This is a genomic window from Kitasatospora sp. NPDC094028, from assembly GCF_049543595.1.
Lineage (GTDB): Bacteria > Actinomycetota > Actinomycetes > Streptomycetales > Streptomycetaceae > Kitasatospora.
This window is the reverse complement of record NZ_JBMVFA010000017.1, coordinates 83,193-102,025: the sequence shown is the minus strand read 5'-3', so window position 1 is coordinate 102,025 and position 18,833 is coordinate 83,193. Positions and strand designations below refer to the sequence as shown.

Here is an 18,833-nt window from a genome sequence, read left to right as displayed (position 1 = left end):
CGGTCGACGGCGGGGTCGGAATCGGGCCGGGCGGCCGGACCACGGCAAAGGAACGGCAAGGCGTTCGGCGCGTCGTTGCCCCGCACGGGTGACGGAAGGATTGACGGGGGCACAGCACGGGGGAGCAGTGCCCTTATGATCAGACCATCGGATTGTCGGATTAATGGGGGTTTGAGGGGGAGTCAGCGGACCCGGCAGGGTCGGCGCACGGCCCGCACCGGCCTGCTCGCCACCGTCTGCCTCGCCGCCGTCGTGGCCGGCTGCGCCGGGCCCACCGGCCCCGCCCGGCCCGCCCCCGAAGGCGCGGCCGCCGCCAACGCCGCCGCGAACGCCGCGAACGCCGCGAAGGCCGCCAGCGCCGCGAACGCCGCGAAGGCGGAGAACGCCGAGGGCAGCGCCGCCACCGCCAACGCCGCGCCGCCGCAACTGCCCGGCCTCGCCCGCAAGGAGGAGGAGACCAGCAGCGAGGCGGCGGCCCGTCAGGAGGCGGCCGTCCGGGCGGCCTTCGAGACCGCGCAGCGCTGGGGCCTGGAACGCCCGCCGATCAAGGCCCCGCAGCGCCCGGCGACCAGGGCGGCCCTGACCCCGATGACCGGCGTCAAGGTCAAGGACGGCCTCCCGCCCGTGGTCTACCGCGTGCCGACCGACGACAAGGTGGTCTTCCTGACCGTCGACGACGGCTGGGAGAAGGACCCGGAGTTCAACCGGATGGCCGAGGAACTGGGCATCCCGCTCAGCGCCTTCGTCTCCGACTACCTCGCCCGCGAGAACTACGGCTACTTCCGCGACCTGCACGCCCAGGGTGTGGAGATCAACAACCACACCATCAACCACCGCAACCTGAAGGTCCTCGACTACGAGACCCAGCGCGGCGAGATCTGCCGCCAGCAGGACCAGCTGGAGCAGCAGATCGGTGTGCGCCCCCGGCTGTTCCGGCCGCCGTACGGTGAGTACAACGACGACACGCTGCGCGCGGCGGCCTCCTGCGGCGTGCAGGCGGTGCCGATGTGGAACGAGGAGGCCTTCCCGGACCACATGGACTACCGCTACGACGACCGGGAGCTGCACCCGGGAGACATCATCCTGACCCACTTCCGGGGCATCGACATCTGGAAGGCCACCATGCCGGACCTGCTCCGCAAGGTGCTCAACGACGTCACCGCGGCCGGCTTCTCGCTGGGCCGGCTGGACGACTACATGTAGTCCCGGTGAGCTCCCGGGATCTCCTTGGAGCTCCCCGGAGCCACCCGCGGCGGGACGCGGTGCGGATCAGCCGATCGAGAGGGCGTCGAGGTACACCCAGGCGCCCTCGTGCCGGACGAAGCGGCTGTGCTCGGTGAGCACGCCCTCCTCGCCGCCCTGTGTCCAGCTCGCCCGGAACGCGACCGTCCCCTCGGCGTGGAACGCGCCGCCGTCCGAGGTGGAGACCACCTCCAGGCCGGTCCAGCGCAGGCCCGGGTCGAAGTCCACCTCGGCGGGCCGGGTGTCCGGGTGCCAGGTACGCAGCAGGTACGCCTCGTCCTGGGCGACGAAGGCGCTGTACCGCGAGCGCATCAGCGCCTCGGCGGTGGTGGCGGCGGACGTGCCCCGGTGGAACCGGCCGCAGCAGTCGCCGTAGCCGGCGGACAGGCCGCACGGGCAGGGGGAGGAGGGCAGCAGCCGGAGGGCGGCGGGGCGGGGCGCGGAGCGGCGTCGGGACATGCGGCCCATTCTCCCCCAACGGCCGCGGGCGGACGCGCCGGGCCCGCCCCGCCGCGGCGGCGTGCGCGCGCAGGGGCGGGCCCGGTCGGGTCACTTCGCCCGTTGGATGCGGTAGTTGAACTCGGCGGTGCCGAGCGTCCCCATCAGCCGGAGCCAGAGCGGCATCATCATCTCGGTCGCGCGGGCGGCCGTGATGTCCCCGAGGTCGATGATCCACTCGGCCGGCCAGCCGAACCCGCCGAGCAGCGCGACGGTCTCGGCCTTGGCGTCCGCGTCGTTCCCGGCGATGAACAGCTGGTGCTCGCCGGCCAGCCGGTCGGGGGCCACCATCAGGGCGCAGTTCACCGTGTTGAGCGCCTTCACCACCTTCGCCTCGGGGAACTCGCGCTGGATCTGCTCGCCGATGCTGTCGGTGTTCGCCGGGTCGAGCGTCACCTGCCCGTCGGCCCCGAAGACCAGCGGGTTGGCGAGGTCGATCAGCAGCTTGCCGCCGAGGTGTTCGGCCCCGGCCGCGCGCAGCGCCGCCAGCGAGACGGTGCCGCCGGTGGCGTTCAGCACCACTTCGCCGAAGGCCGCCGCCTCGGCGAAGGTGCCGGTGCGCCCGTCCGGGCCGGCCTGTTCGGCCCAGGCGAGCCCCTTCTCGTTGTCCTTGGTCCGCGATCCCAGCATCACCTGGTGGCCGAGCTCGACCAGCTTGCTCCCCAGGGTCTGCCCGACCATGCCCGTGCCGATGATTCCGATGCGCACAGTTTCCCCGTCTCGTCCGTGGAGGCCCGCCCCCGGTGGGGCGGGACGGCGACGACGATAGTTGACCGTGCGTCAGTGGCGCCGTGTGCCCGGGGCGCGTGTCCGCCCCCTCGGCGGCGGGGGCTCAGGCGCGGGGTGCGCCGAACCAGGTGCGCAGCGCCCGCTCCAGCCCGTCCGGGTCCGGCGCGCCGGCGTCGCAGGCCCAGGCGACGTACCCGTCCGGGCGTACCAGCAGGGCGCCGGCCGGCGCCTCGGGGCAGTCGGCCGCGAGGGTGTCCACCCGGTCCTTCCAGCCGGCCGCGCGGTCCGCGAGGCCGAGCCCGCCGCCCGTCAGGTCGAGCAGCAACGGCCTTGCGCCGCGGCTGAGTTCGGCTAGGCGGGCGGCTCCTTCCGAAGTCCGGAGGGTGAGGTCCGGGGCGAAGCGGCCGGCCAGCGGGTGGGCGCAGTCGACGGCGTAGCGGACGTCGCCGCCGGCCATCAGCGAGGCGATCCGGCCGAGGTTGTCCGGGTGGGCGAGCAGTTCGCCGAACAGCGCGCGGATCGCGGTGATCCCGGGGCCGGGGGACATCAGCGCCATCTGGGCCTGGGTGTGCATGTACACCCGCTCCCCGATCGGGTACCGCTCGTCGTGGTAGCTGTCGAGCAGGCCGTCCGGTGCCCAGCCCCGGACGTCGGCGGCCAGCTTCCAGCCGAGGTTGGCGGCGTCCTGGAGACCGAGGTTGAGGCCCGGTCCGCCGACGGCGGCGTGCACGTGCGCCGCGTCGCCGACCAGCAGTACGCGGCCCTGGCGGTAGCGGTCGGCGAGCCGGGTGTTGTGGCCGGCCTGCCGGCGCACGCCCTGCGGGTGGGGCGCGGGGGCCGGGGTGAGCTCCAGGTCGGCGCCGGTCACCCGGAGCAGGCTGGCCCGGAGCTCGTCCAGGGTGGCCGGCGTGTTCTCGTCGGCGGCCGGGCGGCCCCACTCCATGGTGGCGAGGATGCAGGCGTCCGGGCTGATCGGGGCGAGGACGACCACGCCGTGCTCGGTGCGGGTGTGGGTGAACGGGGCGATCGGCGTCGGGCAGCCGGGCAGCAGGGCCGCGCCGGTCCCGGTGGTGCGGACGGTGTCGGGCAGGACCGTGTGCGTGGTCAGCGAGACCGGGTCGGGGGCGGTGACGCCGGGGAAGCCGATCCCGGCGAGCTTGCGGACGGTGCTGCGCCCGCCGTCGGCGCCGACCAGGTAGCGGGTGCGCAGCCGGCGCTCGCCGTCCGGGCCCCGGTACCGGACGGTGACGCCGTCCGGCTCGTCGGTGAAGCCGGTCACCTCGCAGCCCTGGCGGATCTCGACGCCGAGTTCGCGGGCGCGCTGTTCGAGCACCGTCTCGATCCGGTGCTGCGGGGCGAGCAGGGTGTACAGGGCGTTGTCCGCGACCTCCCGCAGGTCGAGCGGGAAGGCGCCGAAGACGAAGCGGGGTACGGGCTGCGGCGTGCCGGTGCCGCCGAGCGGCTCGTACAGGCCGCGCCGGTCGAGCAGTCGGACCACCTGGCCGGCCAGCCCGTTGGCCTTCTGTTCGGTGGAGCGCTCGGTGAGGCGGTCCAGCACCACCGGCCGGACGCCGGCCAGGGCGAGTTCGCAGGCCAGCATCAGGCCGACCGGGCCCGCACCCGCGATCACGACGTCGGTGCTCAGTTCGGAGTCGGTCATCTCGAATCCCCCCTCAGGGACGGTGAGTTCAGTGCGACGAGGGGTCCGGCAGCCCGGCTGCCAGCTGCCGCAGCGCGTCGGTGAGCAGCGGCTTGTACGGCACCACGGGGTCGGCGGCGAGGTACTGGTCGTCGGCGGTCTGGAGCGCGGCCAGCGCCACCGCGGCGACCAGCTTCGGGTAGAGGTCGCGGGTGGCGTCGGTCCCGGTCCGGGCGGCCACCGCGGCCGCGAGCCCGGTCCGGGCCACCACCGCGCCGCGGGTCAGTTCGGCCTGCAGCGACGGCTCGCGCAGCAGCAGTCGCACGGCCGCGGTCCAGTTCGGGTCCGGCTCCTCGGTCGCGCCCTCGAACCGCGCGAGCAGGGCGTGGGTGAGCGCCTCCCACAGTGGCTCCCCGGCCGGGCGGGCGCGCAGTTCCTCCGCGGCCTGCCCGATCCGGTCGTGCTGCCGGGAGACGATCGCCTCGGCCTTGCTGGAGTAGTAGTTGTTGTAGGTGCGCGGTGACACCCCGGCCCTGGCCGCGATGTCCTCCACCCGTACGTTCTCCAGCCCCCGCTCGACGGCCAGGCACAGTGCGGCCCAGCTGATCGCGTCCCGCGTCGCGGCCTTCTTCTTCTCCCGCAGTCCGGGCTGCCCCTTCGTCATGTGCCCACTCTCGCCGCAAAGTTGCGTGGCGCGCAAGTGTGCGCGGCACGCAACTTCGCAACTGCCGGTCGGTCGGATCGCGCCGTCCCTCCGGAGGGTCGGCGAGTCGCCCCGCGACCTGCGCTTGGTCACTGGTAGTAGTTGCCTGGTCGCGCGGCGACCCATCGCAGGAGCGAGGTCCCGCCCGGCGAACCGGGCGGGGCGACCCGACAGCACGTGAGGAGCGGTCATGGCTGGCAGACGGCGTCCGCCGAGGACGCGGGCCCCCCGGCAGGACAGGCCCGCGGGCGTCGGCCGGGCGGAGTCCAGGGTCGGGATCGCCCGGCTGGAGGGCCTGCTGGCGTGGGAGGCGGAGGTCGCGGCGGCCGAGCGCGACGCCCGGGCCTTCGCCGAGCAGTTCCCCTGGCTGCCCGCCGCGGAACGGGAGAGCCTGGAGCAGGCCTACACCGCCGACCGGCTGCGCTACGCCGAGGAGGTCGTCGACCGCGCCGTCGAGCGCTGCCGCCGCCTGGCCGCCCGCTACCGCGCCGAGTGCCGGCGGATCTGCGCCCGCTGGGCGGCGCTCTGCCTGTCCGTCACCCTGGTGGCGGCGCTGTTCGCCGTCGTCCCGGCCGCCCTGCGGGGCTGAGCGCCACGCGCAGAAGGCCCGCCGCGCCGGTGACGGCGCAGCGGGCCTTCGCGGTGCCCGGGTCCCGACGGTGCCCGGGGCGGTGATCAGTGGTGGCCGTGGCCGCTGCTGATCTCCTGGTGCTCCTCGACGGTGGGCTTGGCGATCTGGCTGCCCTCCCCGTAGAAGCCGCGGGAGAGCTTCACCCGGGCGCGGGTCCACACGCTGGTCTTGCGGGCCACCCCGTTCTCGTCCACCGCGGGCGGCAGCTCGGACGGCTCCGGCTGGTCGTGCGCGGTGAGGGTGTACAGCCGACCGGGCGGCAGCGGAGCGTGCACCTCGATGAACTCGCCGTGCTGGAGCCGCTGGATGACGCCGGTCTCCCGGCCGTGCAGCACCTTCTCCTTGTCGCGCCGCTGCAGGCCGAGGCACCAGCGCTTGGTGATCACGAAGACGATCACGGGGACGGCGAAGAAGCCGATCCGCACCGCGTAGGTGATCGCGTTGATCGACAGGTGGAAGTGGGTGGCGAGCAGGTCGTTGCCGCCGCCGGCCAGCAGGATCAGGTAGAGGCTGACCCAGGCCGCGCCGAATGCGGTGCGCACCGGCGCGTTGCGCGGCCGGTCGGCGATGTGGTGCTCGCCGCGGTCGCCGGTGACCCAGGCCTCCAGGAACGGCCAGGCCCAGATGAGCAGCAGCACGGTCGGGAAGACCATCAGTGGGATGAACACCCCGAGGTTCAGGGTGTGGCCGCCCCAGACGCTGATCTCCCAGCCGGGCATCACCCGGATCAGGCCCTCGGAGAAGCCCATGTACCAGTCCGGCTGGGCGTCGGTGGAGACCTGGTCCGGCCGGTACGGGCCGTACGCCCAGATCGGGTTGACGGTGGCGATCGCCGCCATCGCCGCGACCACGCCGAACACCAGGAAGAAGAAGCCGCCGGCCTTGGCCATGTAGATCGGCAGCAACGGCATGCCGACCACGTTCTCGTTGGTGCGGCCGGGCCCGGCGAACTGGGTGTGCTTGTGGTAGAAGACCAGGATCAGGTGCGCGGCGAGCAGGCCGAGCATGATCCCGGGGATCAGCAGGATGTGGACGGTGAACAGCCGCGGGATGATGTCGTGGCCGGGGAACTCGCCGCCGAAGATGAACATCTGCAGGTAGGTGCCGACGATCGGGACGGCGAGCACCGCGCCCTCCATGAACCGGATGCCGGTGCCGGAGAGCAGGTCGTCCGGCAGCGAGTAGCCCATGAAGCCGTCGAACATGCCGAGGAACAGCAGCAGCGCGCCGAAGATCCAGTTGATCTCGCGGGGCTTGCGGAAGGCGCCGGTGAAGAAGACGCGCATCATGTGCGTCAGCATCGCCGCGATGAAGACGATCGCCGCCCAGTGGTGGATCTGGCGCATCAGCAGGCCGCCGCGCACCTCGAAGCTGATGTTGATCGTGGAGGCGTAGGCCTCCGACATCTGGATGCCCTTGAGCGGCACGTAGGAGCCGTCGTAGACGACCTCGCCCATGCTCGGGTTGAAGAACAGGGTCAGCCAGACGCCGGTGAGGATGATGATGACGAAGGTGTAGAGCGCGACCTCGCCCAGCATGAAGGACCAGTGGTCCGGGAAGATCTTGCGCAGGTTGGCCTTGGCCAGGGTGTAGATGCCGAGCCGCCCGTCCGCCCAGTCGGCGACGGCCTCGGCCTTGTTGGCGGGCTTGGCGCGGGTGCTGGTGACCGGTCCCGGCCGCGACTGCTGGTCGGTGCTCACGACGGGCTCCCCGGCGTTCGCGGCGTGCCGAAGTGCGGGCCCGCCGACGGGAACCCAGGCCGGCGAAGTGTTGTGATCATGGGACCTCTCGATACGGGCCTGCCGGTCGCACCGGCGTGCGGATCGGCCTGATCCGCTGGACCCGCTGCTCAGAGTGATGGATCGCTTACTCTGTCATGCTGTCGGCAGGGGGCCGACTGTGCACGTCCATCGGCCCGTCCGGCGGCTCGTGTCGGGCCGGACGGGGGGTCCTGGCGCCCGATCGGTCGACCGCCGGGTGGTCGAACGAGCCGCACTGCTGCGCCCGGGTGCCGCTGAACCGTTTCGGCGCGCGCCGCGCCCGCCGGTCGCGCGGCCGGCGGCCTACGCTGCGCCAATGGTGGAACACCGTGAACTCTGTGCGTCCGTCACCGAGGCCCTGGCCGGAGCCGGTTTCGACACCGCGCCCGGCGCCTCCCCGCTGCGGATCGACCCCGGCCCCGAGGGCGTCCTGGTCGACTGGCCGCCGGACGGGGAGGGCGGCGGGCCGCTCTCCGGGGAGGTCCGCGCGGCGGTCAGCGGCGCCGCCGCCGTGGTGCTGCGCGAACGCGGCCACCTGGTCGCCGAGACGGCCGGGGGCGGACTGCTGGTCACCGCCGCCGAGCCGGTGGCCGTCGCGGCCGAGCCGGAGGCCGTCCCCGAGCAGTGGTGGGGCTGAACCGGCAGAACGCCCGCCCGGCGCGCCGTTTTGACGTGCGCACAGGCATCCTCATACCGAACCCTTACCTTTCCGAGGGGTTCAGTTGACCTCGGGCCCTCTAAGGTTTGCCTAAGCTAAGCCAATGCGCCCTGGACCATGCGTCCGGGGCGTTCGGCTGTGCCGCTCCGCCCGCCGCCGGCGTCCGGGGCGTTCGGACAGGTACGACCGGCCCGGGGATCCCGGGGGGAGGAGCCCGCTGCATGTGGGATGAGGCGTTTCCCAGCTTTCTGATCGGGCTACGCGAGGGCTTGGAGGCCGGACTGATCGTGTCGATCCTGGTCGCCACGCTCGTCCGCTTCGGCCACAAGGCCCGGCTGCCCCAGGTGTGGACGGGCGCCGCGGCGGCCGTCGCCCTCAGCCTCAGCTTCGGCGCGGTGCTCACCTTCACCGCCGCCAGCCTCTCCGGTCACGCCCAGGAGGCGTTCGGCGGCGTGCTGAGTCTGATCGCGGTCGGCTTCGTCACCGCGATGGTGTTCTGGATGCGGCGCTCGGCGCGCACCCTCTCCGCCGAACTCAAGGAGAAGGTCCAGGCCTCGCTCGCGATGGGCGCCGGCGCGCTGGTGCTCACGAGCTTCCTCGCGGTCGCCCGCGAGGGCCTGGAGACCTCGCTCTTCCTGTGGACCAACGTGCGCACCGCCGGGGAGAGCACCGGCCCGCTGCTCGGCGCCGGGGTCGGCCTGCTGCTCTCCACCGGCCTGTGCTGGGGCCTGTACCGCCGGGCGCTGAAGATGAACCTCACCCGGTTCTTCACCATCACCGGCGCCGGCCTGATCGTCGTCGCGGCCGGCGTGCTCGGCTACGGGCTGCGCGACCTGCAGGAGTCCGGGCTCATCGGTGGCGGGAGCACGTACGCCGTCGACCTGAGCGGGCACCTGGACGCCTCGTCCTGGTACGCCACGCTGGTGCAGGGCACCCTCAACCTGACCGTCACCATGACGGTCCTCCAGGTCGTCGGCTACGTCGCGTACCTGTGCGTCGTGATGACGCTCTTCATCGAGGGCGTCCGGGGCGGGCAGCCGGCCCCGGCCAAGGCCGCGGCCGAGAAGACCGCCGAGCAGGCCTCCGACGAGGCGTCGGAGAAGGCCGGGGACAAGGCCGGGGACAAGCCCGCCGCGCCGGTGCGCTCCGGCCGGCCGCGCTGGGTGCTGCCCGCCGCGCTGGTCGCCGTCCCCGTCGTGGTCGCCGGCACCGTCATCGCGGTCAGCGACGGCAAGCAGGACAGCTCCTCCACCGTCGCCGTCTCCGAGGACGAGTGCGGCAGCGGCTTCAAGGCCCCGCTGCCCGGCCAGCAGGTGTTCCAGATGCACAACACCGGGGACAAGGTCTCCGAGGTCTACCTGGTCAACCCCGGCACCGGCGCCGTCTACGGCGAGATCGAGGGCCTGGCCCCCGGCACCACCCGCGCGCTCACCGCCACCATCGGCTCCGGCGACTACGCCTGGCGCTGCGTGCCCACCGGCGGAAAGGCCGTCACCTCCACCGCCGTGCACGTCACCGGCGGCGTCGAGGTCAAGGCCGTCAAGCCGGTCGCCGAGGACGACCTCAAGGCCCCGCTCGACAGCTACAAGGACTACGTCAACAAGGGCCTCGCCACCCTGGTCACCGAGACCCAGAAGCTGCAGGCCGACGTCCACGCCGGCGACCTCGCCACCGCGAAGACCGACTGGCTCACCGCCCACCTGCAGTACGCCTCGCTCGGCGCCGCGTACGGCACCTTCGCCGACCTCGACGGCAAGATCAACGGCCGCCCGGACGGCCTCGCCGACAAGGCCAAGGACAAGGACTTCACCGGCTTCCTGCGCCTGGAGTACGGCCTCTGGCACGGCCAGTCCGCAGCGGAGCTGACCCCCGTCGCCGACCAGCTCGCCGGCGACGTCACCAAGCTGCAGCAGGACTTCCCCGGGCAGCAGTTCGACCCGGGCGACCTGCCGCTGCGTGCCCACGAGATCCTGGAGAACACCCTCCAGTTCGAGCTCACCGGCGACACCGACCAGGGCAGCGGCACCAACCTGGCCACCACCCAGGCCAACCTGGCCGGCACCCAGGAGCTGCTGACCGTCCTCAAGCCGCTGCTCGACGAGCGCGATCCGCAGGTGCTGGTGCGCGCCGACGCCGGGATGAAGCGGGTCGGCGACCTCGTCGCCGCCGCCCACAAGGCCGAGGGCTGGACCCCGCTCGACCAGCTCCCCGCCGACAGCCGCCGGCAGCTGAACGGCGCCACCGGGCAGCTGCTCGAAGACCTCTCGCCCATCCCCGCCCTGCTCGAGATCCGGAAGGCCGCCTGATGACCGACCACACCGCAGCCGCCGGAGGCACCTGTCCGTTCCCGCACGCGGCCGAGGCCGTCGAGGCCGCCGGGACGGGCGGCTGCCCGGCCGGACCGGCCCGGCGCAGCTTCGTGCGCGCCGCGCTCGGCGCGGGCGCCGGGGCCGCCGTGATCGCCGGCGGGGCGTCCCTCGCCCTCGGCGCGTCCCCGGCCGCCGCCGGGGACGGCAAGGAGGCCAGGAGCGGGGTCGTGCCGTTCCACGGCGACCACCAGGCCGGCATCACCACCCCGCAGCCGGGCTACGCGGCCTTCGTCTCATGCCAGGTCATCGCCGCCGATCGCAAGGGCCTGGAGGACCTCTTCAAGACCCTGACCGAGCGGATCCGCTTCCTCACCGCCGGCGGCACCCCGCCCGACCTCGGCGTCGGCGCGCCGCCCGCCGACAGCGGCATCCTCGGCCCGACCGTGACCACCGACAACCTGACCGTCACGGTCGGGGTCGGCGCCTCGCTCTTCGACGACCGCTACGGGCTGGCCAAGGCCAAGCCGGTCAAGCTGGCGCCGATGAAGACCTTCCCGAACGACAACCTGCAGGCCGCCGAACTGCACGGCGACCTCTCCCTGCAGATCTGCGCCGACCAGCAGGACACCGTCCTGCACGCGCTGCGCGACATCACCCGGCACACCCGCGGCGCGATGCAGATCCTCTGGCGGATCGACGGCTTCCAGAACCAGTCCCGCCCGGACGGCAGCCAGCGCAACCTGCTCGGCTTCAAGGACGGCATCGTCAACCCGGACATCAAGTCGGCCCGGGAGATGGACCGGCTGATCTGGGTCACCGACGGCACCGGCGAGCCCGCCTGGGCGACCGGCGGCAGCTACCAGGTGATCCGGATCATCCGGATGCTGATCGAGTTCTGGGACCGCGTCACCCTCGCCGAGCAGGAGAAGATGTTCGGCCGCCGCCGCGACACCGGCGCCCCGCTGGACGGCCACCTGGAGACCGACGCGCCGGACTACGGCAAGGACCCGGACGGCAAGGCGATCCCGCTCAAGGCGCACATCCGCCTCGCCAACCCGCGCACCGCCGACACCGACAACTCCCGGATCCTGCGCCGCGGTTTCAACTACGACCGGGGCGTCGACAAGGCCGGCAACCTGGACATGGGCCTGGTGTTCTGCTGCTACCAGCAGGACGTGGTCCGGCAGTTCGAGGCCACTCAGACCCGGCTCGTCGACGAGCCGCTGGTCGACTACATCTCGCCGACCGGCGGCGGGTACTTCTTCGTCCTCCCGGGCGTGAAGGACAACGCCGACTGGCTCGGCCGCGGCCTGCTCGCCGCCGTCTGACCGGCGACCGCCCGAACGGGCCCCGGCGTTCGCCGGGGCCCGTTGCCGTGCTCCCGGTGGGCCGTCCGCCGTGATCGGCCGACTTCCGGCGCGGCGTCAGCGCGGCGGCCGCGCAGGGCCGGCGGGGGCTCGCAGACTGGGCGCATGATTCGACTCCGAACCACCGCCGCGGTGGTCCTCGCCCTGTCCCTGGCCGGTCTGTCGGCCCCCGCCCCGGCACTGGCCGCCGAGTCGCCGCGCACCGCGCAGACCCAGCGCAGCCTGACTCCGGCGGAGCAGCAGGTCAACAGGTTCTTCTCGCAGTACTGCAGCGATGTCCTGGCGGGCGACCTCCAGGGCGCCCGTGCGGTCCGTCAGCAGTACCTGACCGCCCACCTGAACGCCGTGCTCGACGCCTGGGCCGCGGCCCATGACGCCGACCCGGTGTTCCGGGCCCAGAACGTGCCGACCGGCTGGAGCCTCGCCCAGGGGGACAGCGGGGCCGGCCACACCCGGGTGTTCCTCACCGAGCAGTGGGACGACGGCTCCACCACCAGGGTGGTGTACGAGCTGCGGCTGGCCACCCTGGTGGTCGACGACCTGGAGGACGCGCCGGCCTGATCGCGCCGGCGCGCCCGGTGTCGCGCCCGGTGTCGCTCGGTGCCGCCCGCGCTCAGGGGGCGCCGAGGGTGAAGCCGATCACCGCGCCGCCGCCCTCGCGGTTGGTGGCGAAGGCGGTGCCGCCGTGGGAGCGGGCGACCTCGTGGACGATGGCCAGGCCGAGGCCGGATCCGGGCAGGCTGCGGGCGGCCGTCGCGCGGTAGAAGCGGTCGAAGACCCGGTCGAGGTCGGCGGCATCGATGCCCGGGCCGCGGTCGCGGACCTCGACCCGGGTGCCGCGCACCACCACCTCGATCGGGGCCGTGCCGCCCGGGTCGAACTTGGCGGCGTTGTCGAGCAGGTTGCCGACCGCGCGGGCCAGCGCCTCCGGCCGGGCGGTGACGACGGTGTCGTCCGCGTCCACCACGACCTCGCGGCCGGTGCGCCGGCGGGTCTGCGCGGCGGCCGTCCGGGCGAGCTCGGCCAGCGCGAGTTCGGCGGGCAGCTCGTCCGCCCGGTGGTCCGCGGCGAGCGCCACCAGCTCCTCCACCAGCTGGGTCAGCTCCTTCGCCTCGTCGGCCAGGTCGGCCATCAGCGCGGCGCGCTCGGCGGGCGGGAGGCGGTCCAGGCTGGGCAGCACCGCGAGGTTGGTGCGCAGGCTGGTCAGCGGGGTGCGCAGCTCGTGCCCGGCGTCCTGGACGAGCCGGCGCTGGTTCTCCTTGGCCGTCGCCAGCCGGACCAGCATCCGGTCGAAGGCCCGGCCGAGCCGGCCCACCTCGTCCTGCCCGGCGGCGGGCACCGGGACGTCCAACCGGCCGCTGGCGGCGACCAGTTCGGCCGCCTCGGTGAGCCGGACCAGCCGGCCGGTGATCCGGCCGGCGACCAGCCAGCCGGCCCCGCCCGCCACCACCACGACGACTGCCACCACGGCCACCATCTGGCGCCGCAGCATCTCCAACAGCTCCTCGATGTCGTCGAGTTGCTGCACGATCTGGACGGCGCCGCGGCCGCCGCCGAGCGAGACCACGCCCACCCGGCAGGTGGTGCCGCGGACGTGGCGCAGGCCGGTCGCCGTCCGGGCGGGGGTGCCGGTGCGGGCGAGCTCGCGGTCGTCCGGGGTGGTGGGCAGTTCGAGGTTCGAGGCGCCGGGGAGGACGGCTCCGTTCGGGTCGATGGCCTGCGCGGTGACCCGGACGGGGTGCAGCAGCTGCTCGCTGAGCCCGCTCGGGCCGTTGAAGTCCCCCGGGAACAGCTTCCCGCTCGCGACCTGGCCGCTCACCGCGCGCATGGCCGAGGCGAAGTCGTCCATCTCGTCGTCCCGGATCAGGCCCGCCGCGGCGTGGTAGCCGAGCGTGCCGATCAGCACGGCGACCAGGGCGGCCATCGTGGCGAAGACGAGCGAGACGGTCATGCGCAGGCCGGGGCGGGGCAGCCGGCGGCGGGGGCCGGTCACGGCTCGCGCAGCGTGTAGCCGACGCCGCGGACGGTGTGGATCAGCGGGGACAGGCCGGGCAGGTCGAGCTTGCGGCGCAGGTAGCCGATGAACACCGCGAGGTTCTTCGAGCCGGGGCCGAAGTCGTAGCCCCAGATCCGCTCGTACAGGGTGGCCTGGTCGAGCACCGCGCCGGCGTGCCGGGTCAGCAGCTCCAGCAGGTCGAACTCGGTGCGGGACAGCTCCAGCTCGCGCCCGGCCCGCCAGGCGCGCCGGGCGGGCGGCTCGATCCGCAGGTCGGCGACGGTCAGTACGTCCTCGGTCGGCTCCGGCGGGTGGCGGCGCAGCAGGGCGCGCAGCCGGGCGAACAGCTCGTCCACGTCGAAGGGCTTGACCAGGTAGTCGTCGGCCCCGGCGTCGAGCCCGGCGATCCGGTCCGGCACCTCGACGCGGGCGGTCAGCATCAGGACGGGGGTGTGGTCCCCGGCGGCGCGCAGCCGGCGGCAGACCTCCAGGCCGTCCGGCGCGGGCATCATCACGTCCAGGATCAGGACGTCCGGGCGCTGCTCGGCGAGGGCGGCGAGGGTGCGGGTGCCGTCCGGGGCGCTCCGGACCACGTAGCCCTCCAGGGTGAGGGCGCGGGTGAGCGAGTCGCGGATGGCCCGGTCGTCCTCGGCGATCAGCACGGTGTGGGTCATGGGGAGTGATTCTCCCCGGCGCGGTGTCGGCGGTGTCGGGCGGGGCCGGAATCGGGGACCGGCGGGGGCCGCGGCGGGGTCTTGGCGGGGTCTTGGCGCGGGGTGTGGTCGGGTCGCGCGGTCGGCGGCGGCGGCCGGGAGGCGGCTCGCCTTTTGCGTCCTGCCGCGGGGGCGTACGGTGGCCTCACGGTGGCGCGCCCGCCGGGTGCGCGCCGGGGAGAACGTCGGCACGCCCCGCCGGAGGCCGCGATGGCAGACCGGATGGCCTTCCTCACCACCCCGCGCAGCGAGCGGGCGCGGCGGGACGCTCGGGAGCGGCTGGGGGACCGGCGGGAGGTGTACCGGCCCGGGGAGCCGCTGCCGCTGGTGGGCGGGCAGGCCGGGCGGTGCATGGACTGCGGACTGCCGTTCTGCCACAACGCCTGCCCGCTGGGGAACCTGGTGCCGGAGTGGAACCGGCTGGCCGCGGACGGGGACTGGCACGCGGCGGCGGACCGGCTGCTGGCGACGAACAACTTCCCGGAGTTCACCGGGCGGCTCTGCCCGGCGCCGTGCGAGAGCGCGTGCGTGCTGGCCATCGACGGGGCCGCGGTGGCGATCAAGAACGTGGAGCTGGCGATCGCCGACCGGGCCTGGGAGCAGGGCTGGGACCGGCCGCAGCCGGCCGACCGGTGCTGGCGGCCGGGCGGCGGGCGGCGGGTCGCCGTGATCGGCTCGGGCCCGGCCGGACTGGCGGCCGCCCAGCAGCTGACCCGGGCCGGGCACGCCGTCACGGTGTACGAGCGGGCGGACCGGGCGGGCGGCCTGCTGCGCTACGGCATCCCGCCGTTCCGGTTGGAGAAGCACCGGCTGGACCGGCGGCTCGGCCAGCTGCGGGACGAGGGAACGCAGTTCCGTACCGGGGTGCGGGTCGGGCGGGACGTCTCCGGCGAGGAACTGCGGGCCGGGTACGAGGCGGTGGTGGTCGCGGTCGGGGCGGCGGCCCGCCGGGAGCTGCCGGTGCCGGGGCGCGGGCTGCCCGGGGTGCACCAGGCGATGGACTACCTGACCTGGGCGAATCGGGTCGACGAGGGCGACCGCCCGGTCTCGCCGCTGTCCGCCGAGGGCCGGGACGTGGTGATCGTCGGCGGCGGGGACACCGCGGCCGACTGTCTGGGGACGGCGCTGCGCGAGCGCGCCGCGACCGTCGTCCAGCTGGACATCAACCCGCGGCCGCCGGGTCGCCGGGCGGCGGGGCAGCCCTGGCCGGTCCATCCGAAGGTCTACCGGGAGACCACCTCGCACGAGGAGTCCGGGGCGGCGGAGGCCGGCCCCCGGGTGTTCGCGGCGACCACGCTCGGCTTCGAGCCGGGCCCGGACGGCCGGCTGGCCGCCGTCCGCTTCGCCGAGGCCGATCCGGCCGACCGCAGCCCCCGGCCGGGCACCGAGCGCCGCGTGCCGGCCCAGCTGGCGCTGCTCGCGCTCGGCTTCACCGGGCCGGAGCCGGACGGGCTGATCCCCCAACTGGGGCTCGCCACCGGCCCGGACGGCACGCTGGAGCGGGACGAGGGCTTCGCCGCCGGTCCGCCGGGCGTGTTCGTGGCCGGGGACGCCGGGCGCGGGCAGTCGCTGATCGTCTGGGCGATCGCCGAGGGCCGGGCGGCGGCCGCCGCGGTGGACCGGTACCTGCGCGGGTGGACGGAGCTGCCCGCGCCGATCGGTGCGTCGGCGCGGGCGCTCAGCCTGTGAGAGCGGTGCGGGATCAGCCGAGGCCGAGGACGGACAGCGCGGTGGTCCAGTCGGTGGCGATGGCGTTCTGTGCGGGTGCCAGGTCCACCTGGTGGTTGCAGACGGCCCGGTAGAGCTTGTACTCCACGGTGTCCTTGTCGGTGGAGGACATGCCGCTGGAGCCGGTGGCGTAACGGGGCTGCGGCCAGAGGTTGTTCGGGTCGGTCGGGTTGCCGCCGAGCGACAGCGGGATGAAGTGGTCCTCCTCGTAGTCGGCGGTGTTGGTGTCGGCGTAGCCGTACTGGGCGATCTGCTGGATCTTCAGTCGCGTGGTGTACGAGCTGGACGGGCGGATCGAGGTGCTGTAGCCGGAGACGCAGATGGTGGAGTCGATGGTGTCCTGGGTGACGTCCGGGTTCAGCGCGCCGGGGGTGCAGGCCGGGTCGGGCAGCGGGAGGTAGGCCTGCGAACAGGTCGCGGCGAGCGCGGTGCGGGCGGTGTGCGCGGCGGGGGCGGCCTGGGCGGCACCGGTGGTGGCGACGGCGGCGGCCGTCAGCGCGACGGTGACGAGGACGGGGGCGATGCGGTGGGGGCGACGCATGGTGTGGGGGCTCCTAGACGTGGCCCGGACTCGGTTCGCCGGGCGATGTGTCCATGGCATCACCGAAGGGGTCTATGCGGGTAGACCGTGGACGGTTAACTATTGACGAAGGGTCAGTCAAGGAATCGGAGGAAAGACTTCGCTTGACGAGGCCACGTCCAATGGGGTTTCGCGGGTGCGCGCGTCGGGCGCGCGTGGGGTGTGCGTCAGGTGCGCGTCGGGTTCGCCCGGTCGGAAGGGGTCTCATGGGGCGGTGGAGGCCGCCGGTTCCGCGTGGGCCCGGGCGTCGTAGCGCCAGAGCGAGGGCAGCGCGGCGGTCAGCACGGCGGCGCTGCCGAGGCAGAGCAGGCCGCCGGTGCGCAGCGCGGCCCGGATGCCCTGGCGGGCGGCCAGTCCGCCCGCCCGCAGGTCCCCGAGGGCGGGCCCGGCGGATCCGATCAGCATCTCCAACCCGGCGGCCCGGCCGCGCAGTTCGTCCGGGATGGACTGGTTCCAGATGGCACTGCGGAAGGTGTCGCCGGCCCAGTTGGCGGCGCCGGCCACGGCCAGGCAGAGCAGGACGGCCCAAAGGCCCGGGGCGAGCGCGGCTCCGGCGGTGGCGGCGCCGACCACGGCCGCGGCGAGCAGCACCGGCCGGCCGTGCCGGTGCACCCGGTCCGTCCAGCCGCCGGTCGCGGCGGCGAGCAGGCTGCCCGCGGCGGCCGCCGAGTAGAGCAGGCCGAGCGCCCACATCGCGTCCAACTCCTCCGCCAGGAACGGGAACAGTGCGGTGGGCAGGGCGAAGACGGTGGCCGCGAGGTCGGCCAGGTAGGTGCCGAGCAGGTCCGGCCGGCCGGTCGCGTACCGGGCGCCGTCGATGAACTCGCGCAGCACCGGTGCCTCGGCGTCGCGCTCGGACGGGACGGGCCGGACCCGCGCGAGCAGGGCGATCGAGGCCAGGAAGGTGGCCAGGTCGACGAGGTACGCCGCCCGGACGCCCGCGCCGGCGATCAACAGTCCGGCGGCGGCCGGCCCGGCCACGCCCGCGATGCTCCAGCGCAGCGACAGCAGCGAGCCGGCCGCGACCAGCTGCTCGTGCGGCACCAGCCGGGGGACCATCGCCTCGACCGAGGGCTGCTGGACGCCCTGCAGGGCGGCGGCCGCCCCGGCGGCGACGTACAGCGGCCAGACGGCGGGGGCGCCGAGCAGCGCGTTGGCGAGCAGCAGGGCGGTGAGTACGGCGAGGGCGATCTCGGTGGCCAGGGCGACGGTGCGGCGGTCGGCGCGGTCGGCGAGCACGCCGCCGTACAGGCCGAACAGGATCGCGGGCAGGAGTTCGACCGCGCCGACCGCGCCCACGGCGAGCGGGGAGTCGGTGAGGTGGGCGATCTGCAGCGGGATCGCGGTCATGGTGAAGATCGAGCCGAGCAGGGTGACCGTGCCGGAGGTCCAGGTCAGTCGGAAGTCCCGGGACGACCGCCAGGGTGCGGTGTTCGGCAGCAGTCGGGACAGGGTCGAGGTCATGCGGAGGTCGGTCCCTTCGTGGCCGTCGACGGCGCGACGGCCTTCCTTATCGCTGATAAATTCCAGCTCGGGAACTTATCGGCGATAAGGTGGCCTCGCAAGGGGATTTCGAAGGGGCCGGCGGCCTCGGACGACCCGGGAGCCCGGAGAGGCGGATCGGATGGCGCTGAAGCGCGACGACGTGGTGCGCACCGCACTGCGCGTGCTCGACGAGGAAGGCATCGACGGCCTCACCACCCGCCGGCTCGCCCGCGAACTCGGCGTCCAGTCACCGGCGTTGTACTGGCACTTCAAGAACAAGCGGGAGCTGCTCGACCTGATGGCCGAAGCCATGCTCGCCGAGGCCCTGCCCCCCGACCGCGCGCCGGACCCGGAACACTGGCCGGACTGGATCGCCGCCGACGCCCGCGCCAAGCGCAAGGCCCTGCTCGCCTACCGCGACGGCGCCCGGGTGCACGCCGGAACCCTGCCCACCGAGACGGAACTGCCGGCCGTTGAGGCGCAGTTGAGCGCTCTGTGCGGGGCCGGGCTGCGGCCCCGGACGGCACTGCGGCTGCTGCTCACCGTCGACCGGTACGTGATGGGCTGGGTCACCGAGGAGCAGGCCTGGCGGCAGGACGCGGCCGAACGCGACCGGCCCGCCTTCCCGGACGAGGCGCTGCGTGAACTCCCGCTGCTGCGCGAGGCGGTGGACGTCCTGCGGATGACGGACCACGACGCGGACTTCGAGTACGGGCTGCGCGTGCTGATCGAGGGCTTCCGGGCCGAGATCGCGCGTGAGGGCGGGGTGGAGGCGGGGTAGCGGCCGTGGTGCCG

At 74.0% G+C, this 18,833-nt stretch carries 17 protein-coding genes; 8 read left to right on the top strand and 9 right to left on the bottom strand.

The features are described 5' to 3' along the window. Positions 1-171: 171 nt before the first annotated feature. Positions 172-1,203, top strand: coding sequence for a polysaccharide deacetylase family protein (locus ACPC54_RS24600; protein ID WP_498967712.1), 1,032 nt, complete (start codon positions 172-174; stop codon positions 1,201-1,203). Between the two features lie 66 nt (positions 1,204-1,269). On the opposite strand, the gene ACPC54_RS24595 is transcribed toward ACPC54_RS24600, so the two are convergent. The 4 genes from ACPC54_RS24595 to ACPC54_RS24580 all read right to left on the bottom strand — a co-directional run bounded on the left by ACPC54_RS24595 (position 1,270) and on the right by ACPC54_RS24580 (position 4,772). Beyond that, positions 1,270-1,701, bottom strand: coding sequence for a YchJ family protein (locus ACPC54_RS24595; protein ID WP_498967710.1), 432 nt, complete (start codon positions 1,699-1,701; stop codon positions 1,270-1,272). A 90-nt stretch (positions 1,702-1,791) separates the two neighbouring features. Beyond that, positions 1,792-2,448 carry an NADPH-dependent F420 reductase gene (locus tag ACPC54_RS24590; RefSeq protein WP_498967708.1) on the bottom strand — a complete coding sequence of 219 codons (657 nt, stop codon included), beginning with the start codon at positions 2,446-2,448 and terminating at the stop codon, positions 1,792-1,794. A 124-nt stretch (positions 2,449-2,572) separates the two neighbouring features. Beyond that, positions 2,573-4,129: an FAD-dependent monooxygenase gene (locus tag ACPC54_RS24585; protein WP_498967707.1), complete on the bottom strand. Its 1,557-nt coding sequence runs from the start codon at positions 4,127-4,129 to the stop codon at positions 2,573-2,575. A 28-nt stretch (positions 4,130-4,157) separates the two neighbouring features. Continuing rightward, entirely contained in the window at positions 4,158-4,772 is a 615-nt protein-coding gene (locus ACPC54_RS24580; RefSeq protein WP_498967705.1) for an acyl-CoA-like ligand-binding transcription factor, read from the bottom strand. A gap of 229 nt (positions 4,773-5,001) precedes the next feature. On the opposite strand from ACPC54_RS24580, the gene ACPC54_RS24575 reads away from it, so the two are divergent. Continuing rightward, entirely contained in the window at positions 5,002-5,400 is a 399-nt protein-coding gene (locus tag ACPC54_RS24575; protein WP_498967704.1) for a hypothetical protein, read from the top strand. An 86-nt stretch (positions 5,401-5,486) separates the two neighbouring features. On the opposite strand, the gene qcrB is transcribed toward ACPC54_RS24575, so the two are convergent. Next, positions 5,487-7,142, bottom strand: a complete 1,656-nt coding sequence (gene qcrB / locus ACPC54_RS24570) for a cytochrome bc1 complex cytochrome b subunit (RefSeq protein WP_498967702.1) — start codon at positions 7,140-7,142, stop codon at positions 5,487-5,489. A 376-nt stretch (positions 7,143-7,518) separates the two neighbouring features. On the opposite strand from qcrB, the gene ACPC54_RS24565 reads away from it, so the two are divergent. The 4 genes from ACPC54_RS24565 (at position 7,519) to ACPC54_RS24550 (ending at position 12,097) form a co-directional block, all read left to right on the top strand. Further along, entirely contained in the window at positions 7,519-7,839 is a 321-nt protein-coding gene (locus ACPC54_RS24565) for a hypothetical protein (protein ID WP_498967701.1), read from the top strand. A gap of 242 nt (positions 7,840-8,081) precedes the next feature. After that, on the top strand, positions 8,082-10,166 hold the full coding sequence (gene efeU, locus ACPC54_RS24560; protein WP_498967700.1) for an iron uptake transporter permease EfeU: 2,085 nt from the start codon (positions 8,082-8,084) through the stop codon (positions 10,164-10,166). Continuing rightward, positions 10,166-11,497 carry an iron uptake transporter deferrochelatase/peroxidase subunit gene (efeB, locus tag ACPC54_RS24555; RefSeq protein ID WP_498967699.1) on the top strand — a complete coding sequence of 444 codons (1,332 nt, stop codon included), beginning with the start codon at positions 10,166-10,168 and terminating at the stop codon, positions 11,495-11,497. Before efeU ends, efeB begins: the two co-directional genes overlap by 1 nt. A gap of 144 nt (positions 11,498-11,641) precedes the next feature. Beyond that, positions 11,642-12,097 carry a hypothetical protein gene (locus tag ACPC54_RS24550; protein ID WP_498967698.1) on the top strand — a complete coding sequence of 152 codons (456 nt, stop codon included), beginning with the start codon at positions 11,642-11,644 and terminating at the stop codon, positions 12,095-12,097. Positions 12,098-12,149: 52 nt separating this feature from the next. On the opposite strand, the gene ACPC54_RS24545 is transcribed toward ACPC54_RS24550, so the two are convergent. Beyond that, positions 12,150-13,529 carry a HAMP domain-containing sensor histidine kinase gene (locus tag ACPC54_RS24545; protein WP_498967697.1) on the bottom strand — a complete coding sequence of 460 codons (1,380 nt, stop codon included), beginning with the start codon at positions 13,527-13,529 and terminating at the stop codon, positions 12,150-12,152. Next, positions 13,526-14,206: a response regulator transcription factor gene (locus tag ACPC54_RS24540; RefSeq protein WP_498967695.1), complete on the bottom strand. Its 681-nt coding sequence runs from the start codon at positions 14,204-14,206 to the stop codon at positions 13,526-13,528. Before ACPC54_RS24540 ends, ACPC54_RS24545 begins: the two co-directional genes overlap by 4 nt. Before the next feature lie 249 nt (positions 14,207-14,455). Here ACPC54_RS24540 and ACPC54_RS24535 point away from each other — a divergent pair, with 249 nt between their 5' ends. After that, positions 14,456-15,934: a glutamate synthase subunit beta gene (locus tag ACPC54_RS24535; RefSeq protein ID WP_498967694.1), complete on the top strand. Its 1,479-nt coding sequence runs from the start codon at positions 14,456-14,458 to the stop codon at positions 15,932-15,934. A gap of 13 nt (positions 15,935-15,947) precedes the next feature. Here ACPC54_RS24535 and ACPC54_RS24530 read toward each other — a convergent pair whose 3' ends face one another. Further along, entirely contained in the window at positions 15,948-16,514 is a 567-nt protein-coding gene (locus ACPC54_RS24530) for a hypothetical protein (protein ID WP_498967693.1), read from the bottom strand. A 243-nt stretch (positions 16,515-16,757) separates the two neighbouring features. Further along, positions 16,758-18,017 (bottom strand): MFS transporter, encoded by a 1,260-nt coding sequence (locus tag ACPC54_RS24525; RefSeq protein WP_498967691.1) that lies wholly within the window; start codon positions 18,015-18,017, stop codon positions 16,758-16,760. Between the two features lie 160 nt (positions 18,018-18,177). Here ACPC54_RS24525 and ACPC54_RS24520 point away from each other — a divergent pair, with 160 nt between their 5' ends. Beyond that, positions 18,178-18,819 carry a TetR/AcrR family transcriptional regulator C-terminal domain-containing protein gene (locus ACPC54_RS24520; RefSeq protein WP_498967690.1) on the top strand — a complete coding sequence of 214 codons (642 nt, stop codon included), beginning with the start codon at positions 18,178-18,180 and terminating at the stop codon, positions 18,817-18,819. Positions 18,820-18,833 lie beyond the last annotated feature (14 nt).

Excerpts from the sequence above, each read along its gene's own strand:
- ACPC54_RS24595 (WP_498967710.1), bottom strand. The coding sequence starts at position 1,701 with ATGTCCCGACGCCGCTCCGCGCCCCGCCCCGCCGCCCTCCGGCTGCTG.
- ACPC54_RS24585 (WP_498967707.1), bottom strand. The coding sequence starts at position 4,129 with ATGACCGACTCCGAACTGAGCACCGACGTCGTGATCGCGGGTGCGGGC.
- ACPC54_RS24580 (WP_498967705.1), bottom strand. The coding sequence starts at position 4,772 with ATGACGAAGGGGCAGCCCGGACTGCGGGAGAAGAAGAAGGCCGCGACG.
- ACPC54_RS24575 (WP_498967704.1), top strand. The coding sequence starts at position 5,002 with ATGGCTGGCAGACGGCGTCCGCCGAGGACGCGGGCCCCCCGGCAGGAC.
- ACPC54_RS24565 (WP_498967701.1), top strand. The coding sequence starts at position 7,519 with ATGGTGGAACACCGTGAACTCTGTGCGTCCGTCACCGAGGCCCTGGCC.
- efeU (WP_498967700.1), top strand. The coding sequence starts at position 8,082 with ATGTGGGATGAGGCGTTTCCCAGCTTTCTGATCGGGCTACGCGAGGGC.
- efeB (WP_498967699.1), top strand. The coding sequence starts at position 10,166 with ATGACCGACCACACCGCAGCCGCCGGAGGCACCTGTCCGTTCCCGCAC.
- ACPC54_RS24550 (WP_498967698.1), top strand. The coding sequence starts at position 11,642 with ATGATTCGACTCCGAACCACCGCCGCGGTGGTCCTCGCCCTGTCCCTG.
- ACPC54_RS24540 (WP_498967695.1), bottom strand. The coding sequence starts at position 14,206 with ATGACCCACACCGTGCTGATCGCCGAGGACGACCGGGCCATCCGCGAC.
- ACPC54_RS24535 (WP_498967694.1), top strand. The coding sequence starts at position 14,456 with ATGGCAGACCGGATGGCCTTCCTCACCACCCCGCGCAGCGAGCGGGCG.
- ACPC54_RS24530 (WP_498967693.1), bottom strand. The coding sequence starts at position 16,514 with ATGCGTCGCCCCCACCGCATCGCCCCCGTCCTCGTCACCGTCGCGCTG.
- ACPC54_RS24525 (WP_498967691.1), bottom strand. The coding sequence starts at position 18,017 with ATGACCTCGACCCTGTCCCGACTGCTGCCGAACACCGCACCCTGGCGG.
- ACPC54_RS24520 (WP_498967690.1), top strand. The coding sequence starts at position 18,178 with ATGGCGCTGAAGCGCGACGACGTGGTGCGCACCGCACTGCGCGTGCTC.